Annotated in this window: 14 protein-coding genes; 6 read left to right on the top strand and 8 right to left on the bottom strand. The window is 69.7% G+C overall.

The window, feature by feature from the left end; translation table 11 throughout:
- Positions 1–112: 112 nt before the first annotated feature.
- The 3 genes from OG385_RS06475 to OG385_RS06465 all read left to right on the top strand — a co-directional run bounded on the left by OG385_RS06475 (position 113) and on the right by OG385_RS06465 (position 4,573).
- Positions 113–2,515 (top strand): polysaccharide lyase 8 family protein, encoded by a 2,403-nt coding sequence (locus OG385_RS06475; RefSeq protein WP_266852620.1) that lies wholly within the window; start codon positions 113–115, stop codon positions 2,513–2,515.
- Between the two features lie 218 nt (positions 2,516–2,733).
- On the top strand, positions 2,734–4,317 hold the full coding sequence (locus tag OG385_RS06470) for an acyl-CoA carboxylase subunit beta (RefSeq protein ID WP_266852618.1): 1,584 nt from the start codon (positions 2,734–2,736) through the stop codon (positions 4,315–4,317).
- A gap of 49 nt (positions 4,318–4,366) precedes the next feature.
- The gene (locus tag OG385_RS06465; protein ID WP_266852616.1) at positions 4,367–4,573 is read left to right on the top strand and encodes an acyl-CoA carboxylase subunit epsilon; all 207 of its coding nucleotides are present in this window, start codon (positions 4,367–4,369) and stop codon (positions 4,571–4,573) included.
- A 102-nt stretch (positions 4,574–4,675) separates the two neighbouring features.
- Here the strand turns inward: OG385_RS06465 and OG385_RS06460 are convergent, their stop codons facing one another.
- The 8 genes from OG385_RS06460 to OG385_RS06425 all read right to left on the bottom strand — a co-directional run bounded on the left by OG385_RS06460 (position 4,676) and on the right by OG385_RS06425 (position 15,179).
- Complete coding sequence (locus OG385_RS06460; protein WP_014048542.1) at positions 4,676–5,257, bottom strand: ATP/GTP-binding protein; 582 nt, start codon at positions 5,255–5,257, stop codon at positions 4,676–4,678.
- Positions 5,238–5,801, bottom strand: a complete 564-nt coding sequence (locus OG385_RS06455) for a DUF742 domain-containing protein (RefSeq protein ID WP_266852614.1) — start codon at positions 5,799–5,801, stop codon at positions 5,238–5,240. Before OG385_RS06455 ends, OG385_RS06460 begins: the two co-directional genes overlap by 20 nt.
- 89 nt (positions 5,802–5,890) lie before the next feature.
- Entirely contained in the window at positions 5,891–6,304 is a 414-nt protein-coding gene (locus tag OG385_RS06450; RefSeq protein ID WP_164260062.1) for a roadblock/LC7 domain-containing protein, read from the bottom strand.
- A 10-nt stretch (positions 6,305–6,314) separates the two neighbouring features.
- Positions 6,315–9,545 (bottom strand): nitrate- and nitrite sensing domain-containing protein, encoded by a 3,231-nt coding sequence (locus OG385_RS06445; RefSeq protein WP_266852612.1) that lies wholly within the window; start codon positions 9,543–9,545, stop codon positions 6,315–6,317.
- Positions 9,546–9,908: 363 nt separating this feature from the next.
- Entirely contained in the window at positions 9,909–10,490 is a 582-nt protein-coding gene (locus tag OG385_RS06440; RefSeq protein WP_164259978.1) for an ATP/GTP-binding protein, read from the bottom strand.
- Positions 10,471–10,878, bottom strand: coding sequence for a DUF742 domain-containing protein (locus OG385_RS06435; RefSeq protein WP_164259976.1), 408 nt, complete (start codon positions 10,876–10,878; stop codon positions 10,471–10,473). Before OG385_RS06435 ends, OG385_RS06440 begins: the two co-directional genes overlap by 20 nt.
- A 119-nt stretch (positions 10,879–10,997) precedes the next feature.
- The gene (locus tag OG385_RS06430) at positions 10,998–11,411 is read right to left on the bottom strand and encodes a roadblock/LC7 domain-containing protein (protein ID WP_164260060.1); all 414 of its coding nucleotides are present in this window, start codon (positions 11,409–11,411) and stop codon (positions 10,998–11,000) included.
- A gap of 9 nt (positions 11,412–11,420) precedes the next feature.
- Positions 11,421–15,179 (bottom strand): nitrate- and nitrite sensing domain-containing protein, encoded by a 3,759-nt coding sequence (locus OG385_RS06425; RefSeq protein ID WP_266852608.1) that lies wholly within the window; start codon positions 15,177–15,179, stop codon positions 11,421–11,423.
- Positions 15,180–16,002: 823 nt separating this feature from the next.
- Here OG385_RS06425 and OG385_RS06420 point away from each other — a divergent pair.
- The 3 genes from OG385_RS06420 to gltX all read left to right on the top strand — a co-directional run bounded on the left by OG385_RS06420 (position 16,003) and on the right by gltX (position 18,819).
- Positions 16,003–16,197, top strand: coding sequence for a hypothetical protein (locus tag OG385_RS06420; protein ID WP_266852607.1), 195 nt, complete (start codon positions 16,003–16,005; stop codon positions 16,195–16,197).
- A gap of 320 nt (positions 16,198–16,517) precedes the next feature.
- On the top strand, positions 16,518–17,303 hold the full coding sequence (locus tag OG385_RS06415) for a fumarylacetoacetate hydrolase family protein (RefSeq protein WP_266852605.1): 786 nt from the start codon (positions 16,518–16,520) through the stop codon (positions 17,301–17,303).
- Between the two features lie 46 nt (positions 17,304–17,349).
- Entirely contained in the window at positions 17,350–18,819 is a 1,470-nt protein-coding gene (gltX, locus tag OG385_RS06410) for a glutamate--tRNA ligase (protein WP_266860679.1), read from the top strand.
- The last annotated feature ends 5 nt before the right edge of the window (positions 18,820–18,824 follow it).

Here is an 18,824-nt window from a genome sequence, read left to right as displayed (position 1 = left end):
GATCCGGGAGCAAGCGCTTTCTGTTCATGTTGTCCAGACCATTGCCCGGCCGTTGAGGCCCTGCTACACCAGCGGTTAGCAGATCCACGCCCCCTGTCTCCGGGAGTCTCCTGTGCCCTCGCTGCCCCCCTGGTCCCGTCGCGCCTTCCTCGCCACCGCGGGCGCCGGCGCGCTCACGCTGACCGCCGTGCCGTACGCGAACGCGGCCCCGTCCGCCGCGTCCGCGCCGTCGACTGCCGGAACGGCCACGGCTGCGGACGCGGGCTCCGACGACGAGTTCGCGACGCTGCGCGGCCGCTGGCTGGATCTGGCGCTCGGTACCGGTTACGACGCGACCGCGGAGCCGTACGCGTCCCAGCTCAAGGCGACCGGCCAACTCGCCACGCAGTTCCGGGCGTCGATGGCCCCGGCGGACAAGTCCCTCTGGGCGGACTACCCGTTCGACCCGCCGGCCGGCATCACCCAGAGCTACACCCGGCTGTGGACGATGGCCGAGGCGTACCTCCAGGACGGCACCGGGCTCACCGGCGACGCCGGGCTGCTCGCCGATGTGATCACCGGCATCGACCACCTCTCCGCGAAGATCTACAACCCCACGACGACGGTCTACGGCAACTGGTGGGAGTGGCAGATCGGCAGCCCCCGGCTGCTCATGGACCTGGTGGCCGCCCTCTACGGCCACCTCACCGACAGCCAGATCCAGGCCGCCTGCGCGGCCGTCGACCACTTCATCCCCGACTCGGTGCTCGCCGACTACTCCGGCACATCGACCGGCGCCAACCGGGTCGACCTCTGCCGCTCGGTCACCATGCGCGGCGTGAACGGCCGCTCCCCGGAGAAGATCGCGCTGGCCCGCGACGCGCTCTCGCCCGTCTTCCCGTACGTCACCAAGAGCGACGGGCTCTACCCCGACGGCTCGTTCCTCCAGCACACGTCGATCGCCTACTCGGGCACCTACGGCCAGGTCATGCTGGACGGGCTCGGCCGGCTCTTCACCCTGCTCGCGGGCTCCACCTGGGACGTCACCGACCCCAACCGGCAGATCATCCTGGACAGCGTCGAGCACGCCTACGCGCCCATCATCTACAACGGCCTGGCCATGGACAGCGTCAACGGGCGTGCGGTCAGCCGCGGTTACCTCGCCAGCGACGACCAGCACGTGATGCGCAGCGACCACTTCCACGGGAAGGGGCTGATCGCCGCCATAGCGGTCATGGCGGGGGGTGCGTCCGATGCCGAGCGGCTGCGCTGGCAGGGGATGGTCAAGGGCTGGATCGAGCGGGACACCACGACCCCGATCCTCACCGCGACGCAGTTCGGCGTCGCCGACCTCTCCCGGCTGCACGCGGTCGCCGCCGCCCCGGTGGCGGCGGCCCCGGAACCGGTCGCCCACAACCTCTTCGCCTCCATGGACCGCGCGGTGCACCGCCGCCCCGGCTGGGCGGCGAACATCTCGATGTCCTCCGAGCGGATCTCGTACTACGAGTGCGGCAACGGCGAGAACCTGCACGGCTGGCACACCGGCGCCGGAATGCTCTACTGGTGGCCGGGCCAGCAGGCGAACGACCACTACACCGACTGGTTCTGGCCGACCGTCGACCCGTACCGGATGCCCGGAACCACCGTGTCCACCAAGCGACTTGCCGACGAGGCGGGCGGCGAGTGGGGCGCCGCCAAGCCGGCCGTCCAGTGGGTGGGCGGAGCGAGCGACGGCGAGTTCGCGGCCGTCGGCCAGCAGGTGAAGGGGCTGCTCTCCACCCTCCAGGCCCACAAGTCCTGGTTCTGCGTCGCCGACACGGTGATCTGCCTGGGTGCGGGGATCGCCGCGACCGACGGCGTCCCGGTCGAGACGGTGGTCGACAACCGCAACCTCGGAGCCGACGGCACGGCCGCGTTCACGCTGGACGACCGCGGCCGGCCGCGCTGGGCCCACCTCGCGGGCCACGGCGGATGGGTCTTCCCCGGTGGCACGGACGCGCTGCACACCCTGCGCGAGGCACGCACCGGGGCCTGGCACGACATCAACACCACCAGCTCGACCGAGCGGCAGACCCGCACCTTCCAGACCCTCTGGCTCGACCACGGCACGGACCCGGTGGACGCCTCGTACGCGTATCTGCTGATGCCCGGCGCCTCGCCCCGCACGCTCGCGGCCCGCGCGGCCGACCGCGGCTGGCTGGAGGTACTGACCAATACGGCGGCACAGCAGGGCGTCGCCGTACGCTCACTCGGGCTGACCGCGGTGAACTTCTGGCAGCCCGGTACGGTGGGGCAGCTCACCGCCTCGGCTCCGGCGAGCGTGCTGGTGCGGCGCAAGCGGCGCACCGCCACCCTGCACATCAGCGAGCCGCCGCGGACCGGGAAGCCGGTGGAGATCGTCTGGAAGCAGCCGGTACGCCGGGTGACCAGCGCGGACCCCTCCGTGCAGGTGGTCTCGACCGGCCGGTCGCTGCGGCTGCGGGTCACCCCGGGCACGGCGGGCGCGACGCACGCCTGCGAGGTCGTCCTCGGCTGACCGGGCACCGGACGGCCCGGCCGCGCTCGCGTCCCCGTCCTGGCACCGCTCCCGGAGCTTGTCGGAGCTCTTGTGGGAACTCCACAATCCGGAGTGGTCCTGGACTGGCACTTCGCCTGCGCCGCCGGGCTCTTCTGTCCAGGGCGGCCAGGAAACTGGTCCGGAGACTGTGCGAAGTGCACTGCGCGTTTTCTTGGCGCAGTTCGTAGGGTCGGAACATGACCGTTTTGGACGAGACCGCGGGCCGGCCCACCGACGCACGTGGACGGGTGGCGGAGCTGCTGGCCCTGCGCGAGCAGGCCAGGCGCGGGCCCAGTGAGCGAGCGACCGAGGCCCAGCACACGAAGGGCAAGCTGACCGCGCGCGAGCGCATCGAGCTGCTGGTGGACCCGGGATCGTTCAAGGAGGTCGAGCAGCTGCGCCGGCACCGGGCGACCGGCTTCGGCCTGGAGGCGAAGAAGCCGTACACCGACGGTGTCATCACCGGGTGGGGCACGGTCGAGGGCCGCACGGTCTTCGTCTACGCCCACGACTTCCGGATCTTTGGCGGGGCGCTGGGCGAGGCCCACGCCACGAAGATCCACAAGATCATGGACATGGCCATCTCGGCGGGTGCGCCGCTGGTCTCCCTGAACGACGGCGCGGGCGCCCGTATCCAGGAGGGCGTCAGCGCTCTCGCGGGGTACGGCGGGATCTTCCAGCGCAACACGCGTGCGTCGGGCGTGATCCCGCAGATCAGTGTGATGCTCGGCCCGTGCGCCGGCGGCGCCGCCTACAGCCCCGCGCTCACGGACTTCGTGTTCATGGTGCGTGAGACATCGCAGATGTTCATCACAGGACCGGACGTGGTCCGCGCGGTGACGGGCGAGGAGATCACCCAGAACGGCCTCGGTGGCGCCGATGTGCACGCCGAGACGTCCGGCGTCGCGCACTTCGCGTACGACGACGAGGAGACCTGCATCGCGGAGGTCCGCTACCTCATCTCGATGCTGCCGTCGAACAACCGGGAGAACCCGCCCTCGCACCCCAGCGAGGACCCGGCGGACCGCCGATCCGAGAAGCTGCTCGACCTCGTACCGGCGGACGGCAACCGCCCCTACGACATGCACCAGGTCATCGAGGAGCTGGTCGACGACGGCGACTTCCTGGAGATCCACGAGCGCTGGGCGCGGAACATCATCTGCGCGCTCGCCCGGATGGACGGCCAGGTCGTGGGCATCGTGGCGAACCAGCCGCAGGCCCTGGCGGGTGTCCTGGACATCGAGGCGTCCGAGAAGGCGGCCCGCTTCGTCCAGATGTGCGACGCGTTCAACATCCCGATCATCACCCTCCTGGACGTACCCGGCTTCCTGCCCGGTGTGGACCAGGAGCACGGCGGGATCATCCGCCACGGCGCGAAGCTGCTGTACGCGTACTGCAACGCCACCGTCCCGCGGATCTCGCTGATCCTGCGCAAGGCGTACGGGGGCGCGTACATCGTCATGGACTCCCAGTCCATCGGCGCCGACCTCACCTACGCCTGGCCGACGAACGAGATCGCGGTGATGGGTGCCGAGGGCGCCGCCAACGTGATCTTCCGCAAGCAGATCGCCGAAGCCGAGGACCCCGACGCCATGCGCGCCCGGATGGTCAAGGAGTACAAGGCCGAGCTGATGCACCCGTACTACGCGGCCGAGCGCGGGCTCGTGGACGACGTCATCGACCCGGCCGAGACCCGCGAGGTCCTCATCGCGTCGCTCGCGATGCTGCGCACGAAGCACGCCGACCTGCCCTCGCGCAAGCACGGCAACCCGCCGCAGTAAGCCACCGAGCCACAGCCACAGCACGTATGTCCCAGTAAGGGGAAAGACCTTGAGTACTCCCACCGCCGCCGCATCGCTGCTCCGCGTCGAGAAGGGCCACGCGGACCCGGAGGAGCTGGCCGCGATCACCGCGATCCTGCTGGCCCGCGCCGCCAACCGGCCCGAGGCCCCGGCGCACACGCCCCGCAGCACGGCCGGCTGGCGCCGTCTGGAGCGCACCCCGGGCTTCCGGGCCCCGCACTCCTGGCAGGGCTGAGCCGGGCCGGTCTCCGGCCCGACCGCACAGACCGCAGACGAAAGGCGCCCGCACCCTCTCCGGAGGGTGCGGGCGCCTTTCGCTGTACGGCCTGGGGCCCCGCTAACGCAGGCGTGCCATCAGGGCGTGCTCGACGAGTGTGATCAGCGCGCTCTTTGCATCTGCGCGGTGTCGTGCGTCGGTGGTGAGGATGGGGGTGTCGGGGCCGATCTGGAGGGCTTCGCGTACTTCGTCGGGGGTGTAGGGCTGGTGTCCGTCGAAGCCGTTGAGGGCGATGACGAAGGGGAGTCCCGAGTTCTCGAAGTAGTCCACCGCGGGGAAGCAGTCGGCGAGGCGGCGGGTGTCGACGAGTACGACGGCGCCGATGGCGCCGCGTACGAGGTCGTCCCACATGAACCAGAAGCGGTCCTGTCCCGGTGTGCCGAACAGGTAGAGGATCAGGTCCTGGTCGAGGGTGATGCGTCCGAAGTCCATGGCCACCGTAGTGGTGGTCTTGTCCCCGGTGTGTGTGAGGTCGTCGATGCCCGCGGACGCGGACGTCATGACTGCCTCGGTACGCAGCGGGTTGATCTCCGAGACGGCGCCGACGAACGTGGTCTTGCCCACGCCGAAGCCCCCTGCCACCACGATCTTCGCGGAGGTAGTGGAGCGGGCTGCACCGCCGCTAGAGCTTGCGAAGTCCACTGAGCACCCTTTCGAGCAGTGTCACGTCTGGCTGGCCGCCGACGGCATCGTCGCCGCCGGGCTGATGGATGGCGACAAGCCCGGCCTCCGCCAGATCGGCGACGAGGATCCGGGCGACGCCGAGAGGAATCGTAAGAAGTGCCGAGATCTCCGCAACAGACTTGATCTCGACACAGAGCCGGCAGATCCGCTGGTGCTCGGGCAACTGCCCTTGCAGCTGCGACGGTTCTGCCGTGGTGCTGACCAGCGCCTCGATGGCGAGCTGGTAACGCGGCCGGGTCCGGCCGCCGGTCATGGCGTACGGGCGCACCAGGGGATTGCGGTCCTGAGCCGGAGCCGGGTCGGGCTGCTGGTGCGGTGTCCAGTGCGGCTGCACCGGCTGGATGCGCGGCGGCTGGTCGTACGGCGACGGGGGCTCCGGCTGCTGGTACGGCTGCCTGCCGTGTCTGCCCGGGGTGGAGGGAAAGTCGAAACGGTTCTGGTCGAACTCGCCCGGAACCCGCTGCTCACCGTAGTAAGGGTGACCGCCTGGGGGTGTTGCCACGTTTCCTCCTCCAACTGCCCGTCGCTGTTCCTGTGGGGCTGCGCCACCGCACCTTATGGCGCGGTGGCGAGAAACGCACTGTCTGTTTGCTAGTTGAGAAGACTGCCCTGCAGTTCGGCGCGGAGATCCGGGGTCAGAACACTGCCCGCGCGGTCCACCAGAAGGGCCATCTCGTAACCCACCAGGCCGATATCGGCCTCGGGGTGAGCGAGAACGGCCAGTGAGGAACCGTCCGAGACGGACATGATGAAGAGGAAGCCGCGCTCCATCTCCACGACGGTCTGGTTGACATGACCGCCCTCGAAGATCCGGGACGCCCCCGCGGTGAGCGAGGTCAACCCGGAAGCTACGGCCGCCAACTGGTCGGCACGGTCACGCGGGAACCCCTCGGACATCGCAAGAAGGAGTCCGTCGGCGGAGACCACCACGGTGTGGGACACCCCGGGGGTGTTGTCCACGAAGTTGGTGATCAACCAGTTCAGGTTCTGCGCCGCCTGGCTCATCGGGCTCACACTAACGCTCCTGGTTGTAGGTGCTGTCAGGACCGCCGTGGTGATTCCCGGTGGCCTGACCGTTCGTGTCACTACCTTCGTTGCGCCCCCGCAGGACCCCGCGGCGCAGGTTGCTCAACCTGCCCCGGACGTCCTCGGGCGCGCGGGAGACCTGGGGGCCGCCCTGTGGGGTCTCTTCAGCCTTGCCCTCGACCAGGTTGGCCTTGGGCACCCGCCGGGGGAGACCGGAGGGGGTGACCCCTCCCGCCTTCGGCTCGCGCAGCTTGTCCGCCCGCTGCCAGCGCTCGTCGTTCGACGACCGCCAGCCGTCCGGACGGCTGCTCTCCCCGCTCTCTTCCCCGTCGTTCCGCTCCTCAGGATTCTGCTGACCGGCCTGGGGGTGACCGGGGTTCTGCTGACCGGGCTGGTGTGCTCCGGGGTCCGGCTTCGGGGCCTGCTGACCGCCACGGCGGGGAAGGCCGGCGTCGGTCAGTTCGTGGGAGGTGCTCGGAGACGGTCCCGGACGGTCGAAGCCTACGCGTTCGGGAGCGGCTGCGGGAGCGCCCTGTACAGATTCCGCCTCCGGCTGGTAAGCCGACCGAAAACCGTCCTGGTACGTGGCCTGACCAGCCCAGTCGTCCTGATGGGCCTGCGGCTCGAACGCGCTGTCGTACGGCTGCTGCCGGCCGTCGGACACCGGGTGGCCGGAGTCCGGGTATGCCCCGTTCCGGTAGCCGTCGGGAGCCGCGTAACCGCTCTGGTCGTACGGCGCCTGCTGCGGCTCTTGGCCGTACTGCGCAGAGGAGTTGCCCTGCTGCGCGTAACCGTTGCCGTGCTGCGCGTGCTGCCCGCCCTGCCCGTACTGCTGCTCCGGCTGCGGCGCCTCGTCGCGGAACAGCGGCCTGCCGGACCCGTCGTGCGTGCCGTCCAGCGCCGCCCGGCGCTCCTCGCGCATCAGCGAGCGGTTGACCGGGTCGAGGCGGCGCGGTTCGCTGTCGCCGTAACGGGTGTCGTCGAAGCCGAGTTCGGCGGCCGTCCGCTGCGCGGCCTGCGGGAACGACTGCTGCTCCCGCGGCTGCTGCTCCGGAATGATCGACGAGACGCTGAAGTCGTCCGCGGGCAGCTGCTCGCCGCCACCGCCGTGCGTGATGGCGTCCGGGAGCATGACCAGCGACGTGGTGCCCGCCTGCTCGCCCGAGGGGCGCAGCTGCACCCGTACACCGTGCCGGTCGGCGAGGCGGCCGACCACGAACAGCCCCATGCGCTGCGAGATCGCCGCGTCCACGGTCGGCGGGTTGGCCAGCTTGTGGTTGATGTCCGCGAAGTCCTCGGCGGTGAGACCGATGCCCTTGTCGTGGATCTCGATCATCACCCGGCCGTCCGGCAGCCGGGTCGCCGTGACGCGCACCCTGGTCTGCGGCGAGGAGAAGGTGGTGGCGTTCTCCAGCAGCTCGGCGAGAAGATGCACCAGGTCGGTGACGGACTGCCCGTGGATCTCGGTCTCCGGGACCCCGGTCAGCTCGATGCGCTCGTACGACTCGACCTCGGACGAGGCGGCCCTGAGCACATCGACCAGCGGGACCGGCTGGTTCCAGCGGCGCCCCGGCTCCTCGCCCGCCAGCACGAGCAGGTTCTCGCCGTTGCGGCGCATCCGGGTCGCGAGGTGGTCGAGCTTGAAGAGGCTCTCCAGCTGCTCGGGCTCGGCCTCGTTGTTCTCCAGGTCGGTGATCAGCGTCAGCTGGCCCTCGATGAGCGACTGGTTGCGGCGCGAGAGGTTGGTGAAGATCGCGTTGACGTTGCCCCGGAGCATGGCCTGCTCCGACGCGAGCCTCACCGCTTCGCGGTGCACCTGGTCGAAGGCGCGTGCCACCTCGCCGATCTCGTCCTGGGTGTGGATCGGAATGGGCTCGACCCGGGTGTCCACCCGGCCCGGCTCCGTACGCGAGAGCTGGTCGACGAGCATCGGCAGCCGCTGCTCGGCCACGCCGAAGGCGGCGGTGCGCAGGCGCCGCATCGCCCGGCTCATCTGGCGCGCCATCATCCCGGCCAGGATGAAGGCGATCAGCAGGGCGACCAGGACGACGGCGCCGTTGGTGATGGCGTCGTTCTTCGCGTTGTGCGAGATCGTCGCCGCGTCGCCGACCGCGTTCTCGACCAGGTTCTTCTCGACCGTGCTGTAACCGTCGAACCTGGTACCCGCCGCGATCGCCCAGGACTCGGAGTCGATGCCCTTCGCCTTCAGCGCCGCGGGGGTCCGGCCCTTGCCGATCTCGGACGCGATGCCGTCGAACATGGACCCGCCCTTGACCGGCGGGTTCACATAGCGCTTCTTCTCGCTCTTGGCCGCCGCCCTGTCCCGGGAGACGTAGTTCTTGGCACTGACGGCCTGAGCGGCCATCTCCGACTTCAGCGCGGCGGCATCCTCCTCGGTGCCGCCGGACACGTACTCCTGGAGGGCGATCTGCTCCAGATAGTTGTACGAGTTGAAGGCGACGACCTGGGCCTGGAAGGTCGCGGGGTCCTGGCTCGGGCGCACCAGCAGATGCGTACCGATGGAGCGCTGAAGCGATTCTGCTGCCTGGGCCAGCTGGATCGCGTAGACCGTGCGGCCGTAGCTGTTGATGTTGCCGGTGCCGAGGCCGAGTTCATTGGAGAACTCCATCAGCGAGTGCTGGACCTTGACGTAGCCCTCTTCGGTCTTCACTGGGTCCATCGCCGCGGTGTAAGCGGTCTTGCGCAGCGTGGCGAGGGAGGGCTCCTCGGCGCGGAAGAGCTGGAGGCGGCGCTGGAGCTCCTTGGTCTTCGGGAGCTTCTTCACCGCGGTGTCGAAGGCCTTGGCGGCCTCGTCGGTGCGGCTGTAGGCGCGCTTGACGTTGAAGTTGTCGCGTTGGCTGGACAGCAGCGGCTCCGCGCTGTTGTCACGCTCTTCGAGCAGCGCCTCGCTGTACGCCGAAGCGGCCCCCACGACGAGAGCGACCTGCTCGGCGTCGCGCGCGCCGTTCCAGGTGGTGATCGAGCTCTTGACCTGGAACCCGCCCATGACGAGGCCCACGATCACGGGAATCAGCAGAATGGCGTTGAGCTTGGTGGGCACACGCCAGTTGCGCGGCGCCAGCCGGCTGCCGCTCGCGCCGGCGTCACCGCCTCCGGCAGCTGCTCCGGACCGGCCGGCAGGAGACGTCGCCGACTGCGGCGGCGGCGTGAAGTTCCCCCGCGCCTGCTCCGCCGCGGAGCTCTTCCTGCTTCGCCTCACTCGACCAACAACCTCTCGGCGTCGGCACCTGCGCTGTGCCGTCCATCATTCAGTGCCGTGCTCGGACCAGCCGTCGAACGGTGGCCCTACTCGGGAGTTCGCCGAATTCCAGCACGTCGGGCGGCGTGGCTCCAAACAGCTGGAACCCGCCGCTCCGAGTGGCGTATGCCTCAGATAAAACGGTCAAAAAGAGCGAGCCGCGCCAAAAGCGGGGGCTGATGTGAGCAGAGCGGCACCATGCGGATGCAACGGGTGTCCGCCGAGAATGAATTCTCTGTCGAAACGTTATGAACATGGGGGCGGATCGTGTCAAAGACCACAGTCCGCCCCAGGTCGGCTACGACAACTGCCGTAGAAGGACGACTACTTGAGGCGTGCCATCAATGCGTGCTCGACGAGTGTGATGAGTCCGCTCTTTGCATCTGCGCGGTGTCGTGCGTCGGTGGTGAGGATGGGGGTGTCGGGGCCGATCTGGAGGGCTTCGCGTACTTCGTCGGGGGTGTAGGGCTGGTGTCCGTCGAAGCCGTTGAGGGCGATGACGAAGGGGAGTCCCGAGTTCTCGAAGTAGTCCACCGCGGGGAAGCAGTCCGAGAGGCGGCGGGTGTCGACGAGTACGACGGCGCCGATGGCGCCGCGTACGAGGTCGTCCCACATGAACCAGAAGCGGTCCTGTCCCGGTGTGCCGAACAGGTAGAGGATCAGGTCCTGGTCGAGGGTGATGCGTCCGAAGTCCATGGCCACCGTGGTGGTGGTCTTGTCCCCGGTGTGTGTGAGGTCGTCGATGCCCGCGGATGCGGACGTCATGACTGCCTCGGTACGCAGCGGGTTGATCTCCGAGACGGCGCCGACGAACGTGGTCTTGCCCACGCCGAAGCCCCCCGCCACCACGATCTTCGCCGAGGTGGTCGATCTGGCCGCCCCGCCGCTAGAGCTTGCGAAGTCCACTGAGCACCCTTTCGAGCAGTGTCACGTCCGGCGTGCCGCCGGCCTCTCCGTTGCCCGGCTGGTGGATGGCCACCATGCCGGCCTCCGCCAGGTCGGCGACGAGGATCCGCGCCACCCCAAGAGGCATCGAGAGCAGCGCCGACACCTCGGCCACCGACTTGACCTCACGGCACAGATGGCAGATCCGCTGGTGCTCGGGGAGCAGGCCCGCGAGGTGCACCGGGTCGGCCGTGGTGCTGACCAGCGCCTCGATGGCGAGCTGGTAGCGGGGCCGGGTCCGGCCGCCGGTCATGGCGTACGGACGTACCAGCGGCTGGTCGCCCTCACTGTCGTACGACGCGTCGTGCAGCACGCCGTACGGATCGTGAGAGGCGGGGGGCGGGGTCATGGATCCTCCGGGCGTGACAGCGATGAGACGGAGTGCCGTCTGACTGGGCCGGTGGGGGGCGGGATGCGGCCGGACGGTAGTTGATGAACGTACGGGCTGAACCTGTGGGGGGCGTGTCTCTAGTGGAGCAGGCTCCCCTGGAGTTCGGCGCGCAGGTCCGGGGTGAGGACGCTGCCCGCACGGTCGACGAGCAGGGCCATCTCGTACCCGACCAGGCCGATGTCGCAGTCCGGGTGGGAGAGCACGGCGAGCGAGGAGCCGTCCGAGACCGACATGAGGAAAAGGAAGCCGCGCTCCATCTCCACCACGGTCTGGGCGACTTCGCCGCCTTCGAAGATCCGGGAGGCGCCCGCCGTGAGCGAGGTCAGCCCGGACGCCACCGCGGCCAGCTGGTCGGCACGGTCACGCGGAAAGCCTTCGGACATGGCCAGCAGAAGTCCGTCGGCGGAGACCACCACTGTGTGGGACACCCCGGGGGTGTTGTCCACGAAGTTCGTGATCAACCAGTTCAGATTCTGCGCCGCCTGGCTCATCGGACTCAACTAGTGCTCCTGCTGGTGAGAGGGGCCGTTTCCGGCCTGGCGACCCTGTTGGATGCCGCGCCGGAGATTGGTCAGCCGGCCGCGTACGTCGTCGGGCGCACGCGAAACCTGCGGACCGGCCTGGTGGGCCTGCTGCTGTGCGGTGCCGGGCACCAGATTGGCACGCGGTACGCGTCGGGGCAGACCGGATGTGGTGACACCACCGGCAGCGGGCTTCTTCGCCCGCTCGGCCTGCCGTACGAGTTCGTCGTTGGGCGATGCCCGCCAGTTGCTGCCTGGGGCAGTCTGGGCCATGGGGTCGCGGGGCGGTGCCGCGGGAGCGGCCGGCTCGGGCTGCTGGGGAGCGGCCGGTTCCTGCGGCTGCGCGGTCCTCGCGGACTGCGCGCCGTGGAACCAGTTGGTCTCCAGGGTGTCGTAGAGCGGGGTACGTCCGTCGCCCGGGTCGGCGGCCGGCGGCAGCGCGTCGTACTGCGGCTGCGCGGGCAGGCTCTGCGGCGCGGGCGGACGCGGCGCACCGAAGTCGGCCTCGCCACGGTCACGCTGCTGCGGGGCGCCGCCGGGGCGGCCCTCCGAAGGGGCGGGCGGACGCGGGGAGTTGAAGCCGCCGAAGTCCGACAGTTCGGCCCGCGGGAACTGCGCCGTCGACGCGGGATCCTGCGACTGCTGCTGCGGGTCCTGGTACGGGAGGTCCTGCTGCCGGGACTCCGCCGGGTACCGCTCGTCCTGGAACCGGCCGTCCTGGGGACGGTCCTGCTGGAACAGGTCGTCCTGCGGGCGGTCCTGCTGGAACCGGTCGTTCGGCTGCTGGGCCTGCGGTATCTGCGGCACCTGGGGTATCTGCGGGCGCCGCTGCGGGCCGCGGACATCCGGGCGCTCGAAGACGTCGGCACGCTCGAACCGTCCGGTGCTCCCGGGGGGCGGACCGTTGAAGTCCGGACGCTGGAACTCGGCGGTGGAGCCGGGGCCCTGGCGCTCGGCGGAGAGCCGGTCGTCGGCGGGGCGGTCGTTGCCGAACCGGTCGTTGCCGAACCGGTCGTCCGCCGGGGCGCGTTCGCCCGACTGGCGCCGCGGGCGCAACGGCTGGCGGTACTGGGCGCCGGAGCCGGTCGTACCGGAATCGTTCGTACCGGGACCGAACGGGTCGGAACCGAACGCGCCGGTGTCCGGCTCCTCGTGGCCGCGCGGCATGTCCTGAGCCGCCCGCTGCGGCAGTTCATTGCCCCAGCTGGTGGTCTGCGGGCGCTGCGGCGGCTGCGGACCCTGCGGCTGCTGCGGGTTCTGCTGCGACTGCGGGCCGCGGGCCTGCGGCTGTGACTGCGGGCCGCCGGGGTTGCCGCCGGGCAGCTCCGCGCGCGGGCCACCGGTGGGCGGCAACTGCTGCTGACGGCCGGCCGGGGGCTGGAACATGCCCTCACCCGGCTGCTGCGGGCGCTGCGGGCCGTTGCCGCCGCGTCCCGGGGTCTCGCCCTGACCGCCACGACCACCCTGGGCGGCCCTGCGCGGCATGGGCGCCCCCGCGCCGAACGCGTTCACCGCCGGAGCGGGTGCCGAGCCGCCCTGCGGCTGCCCCTGCTGCTGCGGGCCGCCGGGCTGGATCGAACGGTCGCCGTCGCGGGCGGGCAGCGCGGCGCGCGGACCCGTACCCGGGACCTGACCGCGCGGTGCACCGGCACCGAGCCCGGCACCGAGACCGGCACCAGAACCCGCACCAGCGCCGAGCCCGGCACCGGCACGGCCCGGGGCGCCCGCGCCCTGCTGCGACTGGTTCTGCTGCGACTGACCCAGCTGCTGCGGCTGCTGGCCACCGGGCATACCCGGCTTGGCCGGAGCCTTCTTGCCGCCCTGCGCGACATCGACGGGCAGCATGACCAGCGCGGTCGTACCACCGGAGTCGGAGGGGCGGAGCTGGATGCGGATGCCGTGGCGCAGCGAAAGGCGGCCGACCACGAACAGACCCATGCGGCGGGAGACGGAGACATCCACGGTGGGCGGCGACGCGAGCCGCTCGTTGATCGCGGCGAGGTCCTCGGGGGAGAGGCCGATGCCGGTGTCGTGGATCTCGACGAGTACGCGTCCGTCGGGCAGCGCGTGACCGGTCACGCGGACCTTGGTCTGCGGCGAGGAGAACGACGTGGCGTTCTCCAGCAGCTCGGCGAGCAGGTGGACGAGGTCGTTGACGACGCGTCCCGCGACCTCGGTCGCGGGCACCGCCGCCAGCTCGATGCGCTCGTACTGCTCCACCTCGGACGCGGCGGCGCGGAGCACGTCGACCAGCGGCACGGGGCGGGTCCACCGGCGGCCGGGCTCCTCGCCCGCGAGGACGAGGAGGTTCTCACCGTTCCGGCGCATACGGGTCGCGAGGTGGTCGAGCTTGAAGAGCGAGGACAGCTGGTCCGGGTCGGCCTCGCGGGACTCCAGTTCGGAGATGAGCGAGAGCTGGCGCTGGATGAGGCCCTGGCTGCGGCGCGAGAGGTTGGTGAACATCGCGTTGACGTTGCCCCGCAGCATGGCCTGCTCGGAGGCGAGCCGGACGGCCTCGCGGTGCACGTCGTCGAAGGCCGTCGCGACCTTTCCGATCTCGTCCCGGCTGTGCACACCGACGGACTCCACGGAGGTGTCGACGTCCTGCGGGTCGGTCTCGGAGAGCTGCTTGACCAGCTCGGGAAGGCGCTCACTCGCGACCTTCGTAGCGGTGTCCTGGAGCCGCCGCAGCGAGCGGATCATGGACCGGGCCACGACGAAGGCGCCGACCAGCGAGACACCCAGCACGAGCACGATGAGCGCGGCGTTGACGATCGCCTCGCGCTCGGCGTCGTTGCGCAGCTCGCGGGCCTTCTGCTCCATCTCGCCGAGCAGCGTGGCCTCGATGGTGTTCATGGCCGTGATGCGGTTGCTGTCCGAGTCGTACCAGTCCTTGTACGAACGCGGGGTCTGGCTCTCCAGACCGCCCTTGTTCTCCAGGACGTGCTTCGCGTACAGGTTGGCGGCGGTGATCTCCGGGTTACCGGTGTCCAGCGGGGCGGTCAGGGCCGCCGCGTTGCCCGCGTAGACCAGCTTGAAGGACTTGAGCTCGTCCTCCTCGCTCTGCATGGCGGACTTGGCGAAGAGCCGGTCGCTCTCCTCCAGGTGGCCGTGGCCCTTGTTGCTCGTCGGCAGTGAGGCCGCGATGACCGCGCGCTGGATCGACGCGTACTCCTTGGCGGACGAGAAGGCCGCCAGGGCGCGGGTCCGCTTGATCATCTCGGGGTTGGCGGTCGCCTGGGCCATGTCCTGGGAGAGGCTGAGCAGCGAGTCGATCAGCTCGCTGTACTCGGTGACCGTCTGCGAGGTGGTGGCGCTGCCCTGGTACGCGTCGGCGCGGATGGCCTTGAGACGGGTCAGCTTGGTGGCGATGCCCCGGAGGCTGCCGCGGATCGACTCGATCGAGCTGTCGCGGTTCGCGCTGTCGAAGTCCGATGTGCCCTTGAGGAAGGCCTGGTCGGCGAGGTCGGTGCGCTTGCGGGGCTCTTCGACGTTGAAGTCGGTGGCCTTCGCGCCGTGCGACAGCGGACCCGCGGACCTGTCGCGCTCCTCCTGGAGCGCGGCGGCCAGTTCGGTCGCCTGCTTGGTCATCTGGGTGAGCAGCTGCATGTGATCCAGCTGCTGCATGTTGTCCAGCGAGTCGTTGATCCGCAGCCCACCCAGGGTGGTCGCGGCGACCACGGGCAGTGCGAGCAGGGAAACGAGCCTGGTGCTGATGCGCCAGTTGCGCAGAGCCATGCGTGAGCCCGGGCCGGTCTGGCCCTTGGACTTCGGCGCGGCCGGAGCCGAGGACGGGGCCTTGGACTCACCGCCGCCGGCCGGGGTCTGGCTGTGTCCTCGGGGGGCCTGGGCGTGCTGGGCCGAGGAGTCGCGGTCGGATCCGCCGCGAGGCTCCTGTTCAGCCTCGGCTTCCCCTCGACCCTGGCGGGCCTGGGGAGAGCCCGTGCCATCCCTCTTGAAACGTCCCTGCACTAGCGTCGCAACCTCTGGACCAGGCGTTCCCCCGCACAGGCGGCGGAACGGTGTCGAGTCGTGGGGCGCGGCGCGCCCCATGGTGGTCGTCAGTGACCGGCGTGTTCTCCCCCTTTACCGCCGCCACTCGGCGCTGCGTCGCGCCCTTCGTGCGCCGGCCTGCCTGTGTTTTCACAAAGACTGCGCGGCAGTGCGTGGAATTCCAGCACAGCGACGGATCTCCAACAAGGCCCGTGTGCCGGGATGTGACCTTATTGACACGGCGTGAGCAGCACATCACCAGGGGTAGAAATTGTTCCCGGAGAAATCGGACTTTTGTTTACGTACTGCTTACAGGTCAGGGGTGTCCCAGTCGCCATGATCAGGGGCGGAATGAACGGTTCACATGCGTAATGTCCGCTTGTTGCAGGGCGGTTGGGTGACCGCAATGCCCTAAATATCACTCAACTCGTGAGCAAACTCACACCTAGATCGTTGTCCTGCCCACGCTTCTGCGGGGAATCAGATGTTTAGCCTGACGCTTTACAGGGATGGCGAATCCGACAACCGGCGCCCCGGCGCCGCCCGACCGACAGGGCCTCACAAGCACATGAAGACGACGACGTTGTTCCGCACCACTGCCAACCCCCGCCGCACCACGCTCGCCCACCTCACGGACGCCGAGCAGTTGCAGCGCCCCGAGCAGCCGGAGCACGCCGCGACCCTGCCGGCCGTGACGGCCAACCCGCGCCGCACGATCCTGATGGAGGCGCCCGCCCCGGCGCAGGTCACCGCCGCCGAATAAGACCGGCCGGTAAATGGGGGGCGGCGTCGCGGGGTCTGGCGCGCGCTCCCCCAAGGCCTTAAGGGCCAGGGGGGACCCCCATCGGCGTTGTCGTCAATCAACAACGCTCCTTCCCCAAGGTCTCGGCGGTCTCGGCTTCGCTCGACCAGGGGAGACCCCACTGCCTCAATCCTCCGCCTTGCAACTGCACGCACCAGACCCCGCTCCTTCACCCACCCCCCATTTACCGGCCGGTCTGGCGCGCGGCAGCCCCTCGCGACCCGCGTTAGCCTGGAGCGTCAGAACTCCAGCCAGCCAGTAAGTGAGGGGCGACAGCACTCGTGCGCATCGCCAGATTCTCCATCGACGGCAATGTCGCCTTCGGCGTGGTCGAGGGCGAGGGCTCCGATCCCTCGGGCGACCTCGTCCTCGACATCATCAAGGGCATCCCGTACTCGGACTTCGAGCTCTCCGGTGTCAAGGTCCCGCTGAGCAAGGTCCGGCTGCTGCCCCCGGTGCTCCCCAACAAGGTCGTGGCCTTCGGCCGCAACTACGCGGAGCACGCGGCAGAGCTCGGCAACGCGGTCCCGGACGCACCGTTCGCCTTCTTCAAGCCCACCACATCGGTGATCGGCTCGGGCGACGCCATCGAGTACCCCTCCTTCTCCAGCGAACTGCACCACGAAGCCGAACTGGCCGTGGTGATCGGCCGGATGTGCCGCGAAGTCCCGCACGACCGCGTCAAGGACGTCGTCTTCGGCTACACCTGCGCCAACGACGTCACCGCACGTGATGTCCAGAAGCGCGAGAAGCAGTGGGCCAGGGCCAAGGGCTTCGACACCTCCTGCCCGCTCGGCCCCTGGGTGGAGACCGACCTCGACCCGTCCGACCTGACCATCCAGGCCACGGTCAACGGCAACCAGCGCCAGCTCGGCCGCACCAGCGAGATGATCCACTCCATCGCGGATCTGATCGTCAACATCTCCGACGCCATGACGCTGCTCCCCGGAGACGTCATCCTGACCGGCACCCCGGCCGGCGTCGGACCGCTCAACGTCGGCGACGAGGTCGCCGTCTCCATCGAAGGCATCGGCACTCTCACCAACAAGGTGATCAAGCGTGGCTAACGCGACACACTCCCCCAAGCTCTCGGCTTCGCTCGACGGGCAGGGGGTGCCCCCCCGCGTACGTTTCTGTCCCTCCCCGACCGGCAACCCCCACGTGGGACTGGTCCGCACCGCCCTGTTCAACTGGGCCTTCGCCCGGCACACCGGCGGCACCATGGTCTTCCGCATCGAGGACACCGACGCGGCCCGCGACTCCGAGGAGTCGTACAACCAGCTGCTCGACTCGCTGCGCTGGCTCGGCCTGGACTGGGACGAAGGGCCCGACGAGAAGGGCGGCCCGCACGCGCCGTACCGCCAGTCGCAGCGGATGGACATCTACGCGGACATCGCGAAGCGGCTCCAGGACGCGGGCCACGCGTACGACTGCTACTGCACCACCGCCGAGCTCGACGAGCGCCGCGACGCCGCCCGCAAGGCCGGCCGGCCATCGGGGTACGACGGCCACTGCCGTGACCTCGGCGCGGAGCAGATCGAGGAGTACCGGGCGGAGGGCCGCACCTCCATCGTCCGCTTCCGGATGCCCGACGAGACGATCACCTTCAACGACCTGGTCCGCGGCGAGCTCACCTTCACCCCGGAGAACGTCCCGGACTACGGCATCGTCCGGGCCAACGGCGCGCCGCTGTACACGCTCGTCAACCCGGTCGACGACGCGCTGATGGAGATCACGCACGTACTGCGCGGCGAGGACCTGCTCTCCTCGACCCCCCGCCAGATCGCGCTGTACAAGGCACTGATCGACATCGGCGCCGCCAAGGACATCCCGCTCTTCGGCCACCTCCCCTACGTGATGGGGGAGGGCAACAAGAAGCTCTCCAAGCGCGACCCGGAGGCGTCCCTCAACCTCTACCGCGAGCGGGGCTTCCTGCCCGAGGGACTGCTCAACTACCTGTCCCTGCTGGGCTGGTCGTTCTCGGCGGACCAGGACATCTTCTCGGTCGCCGACCTGGTCGAGAAGTTCGACATCGCGGACGTCAACAGCAACCCGGCCCGCTTCGACCTGAAGAAGGCCGAGGCGGTCAACGCCGACCACATCCGGCTGCTGGACGTGCCGGCCTTCACCGAGGCCTGCACCCCGTGGCTGCGCGCCCCGCACGCCAACTGGCCGGAGGAGAACTTCGACCAGGCGGCCTGGGAGGCCATCGCCCCGTACGCGCAGACCCGCCTCACGGTCCTCTCGGACATCACGGCCAACGTCGACTTCCTCTTCCTGGACCAGCCGGTCGAGGACGAGGCGTCCTGGACGAAGGCGATGAAGGGCGACCCGGTGGCCCTGCTCACCACGGCCCGCGCCAAGCTCGCCGACGCCGACTGGACCAGCCCCGAGGCGCTCAAGGCGGCCGTCCTGGCGGCCGGCGAGGAGCACGGCCTGAAGCTCGGCAAGGCCCAGGCTCCGGTCCGCGTCGCGGTCACCGGCCGTACGGTCGGCCTGCCGCTCTTCGAGTCCCTGCAGATCCTGGGCGAGGAGCGCTCGCTCCAGCGGATCGACGCAGCACTGGCGAAGCTGGCCGCCTAAGCTGA

The organism is Streptomyces sp. NBC_01306, assembly GCF_026340465.1.
Lineage (GTDB): Bacteria > Actinomycetota > Actinomycetes > Streptomycetales > Streptomycetaceae > Streptomyces.
This window is presented reverse-complemented; position numbering and strand designations above follow the sequence as displayed.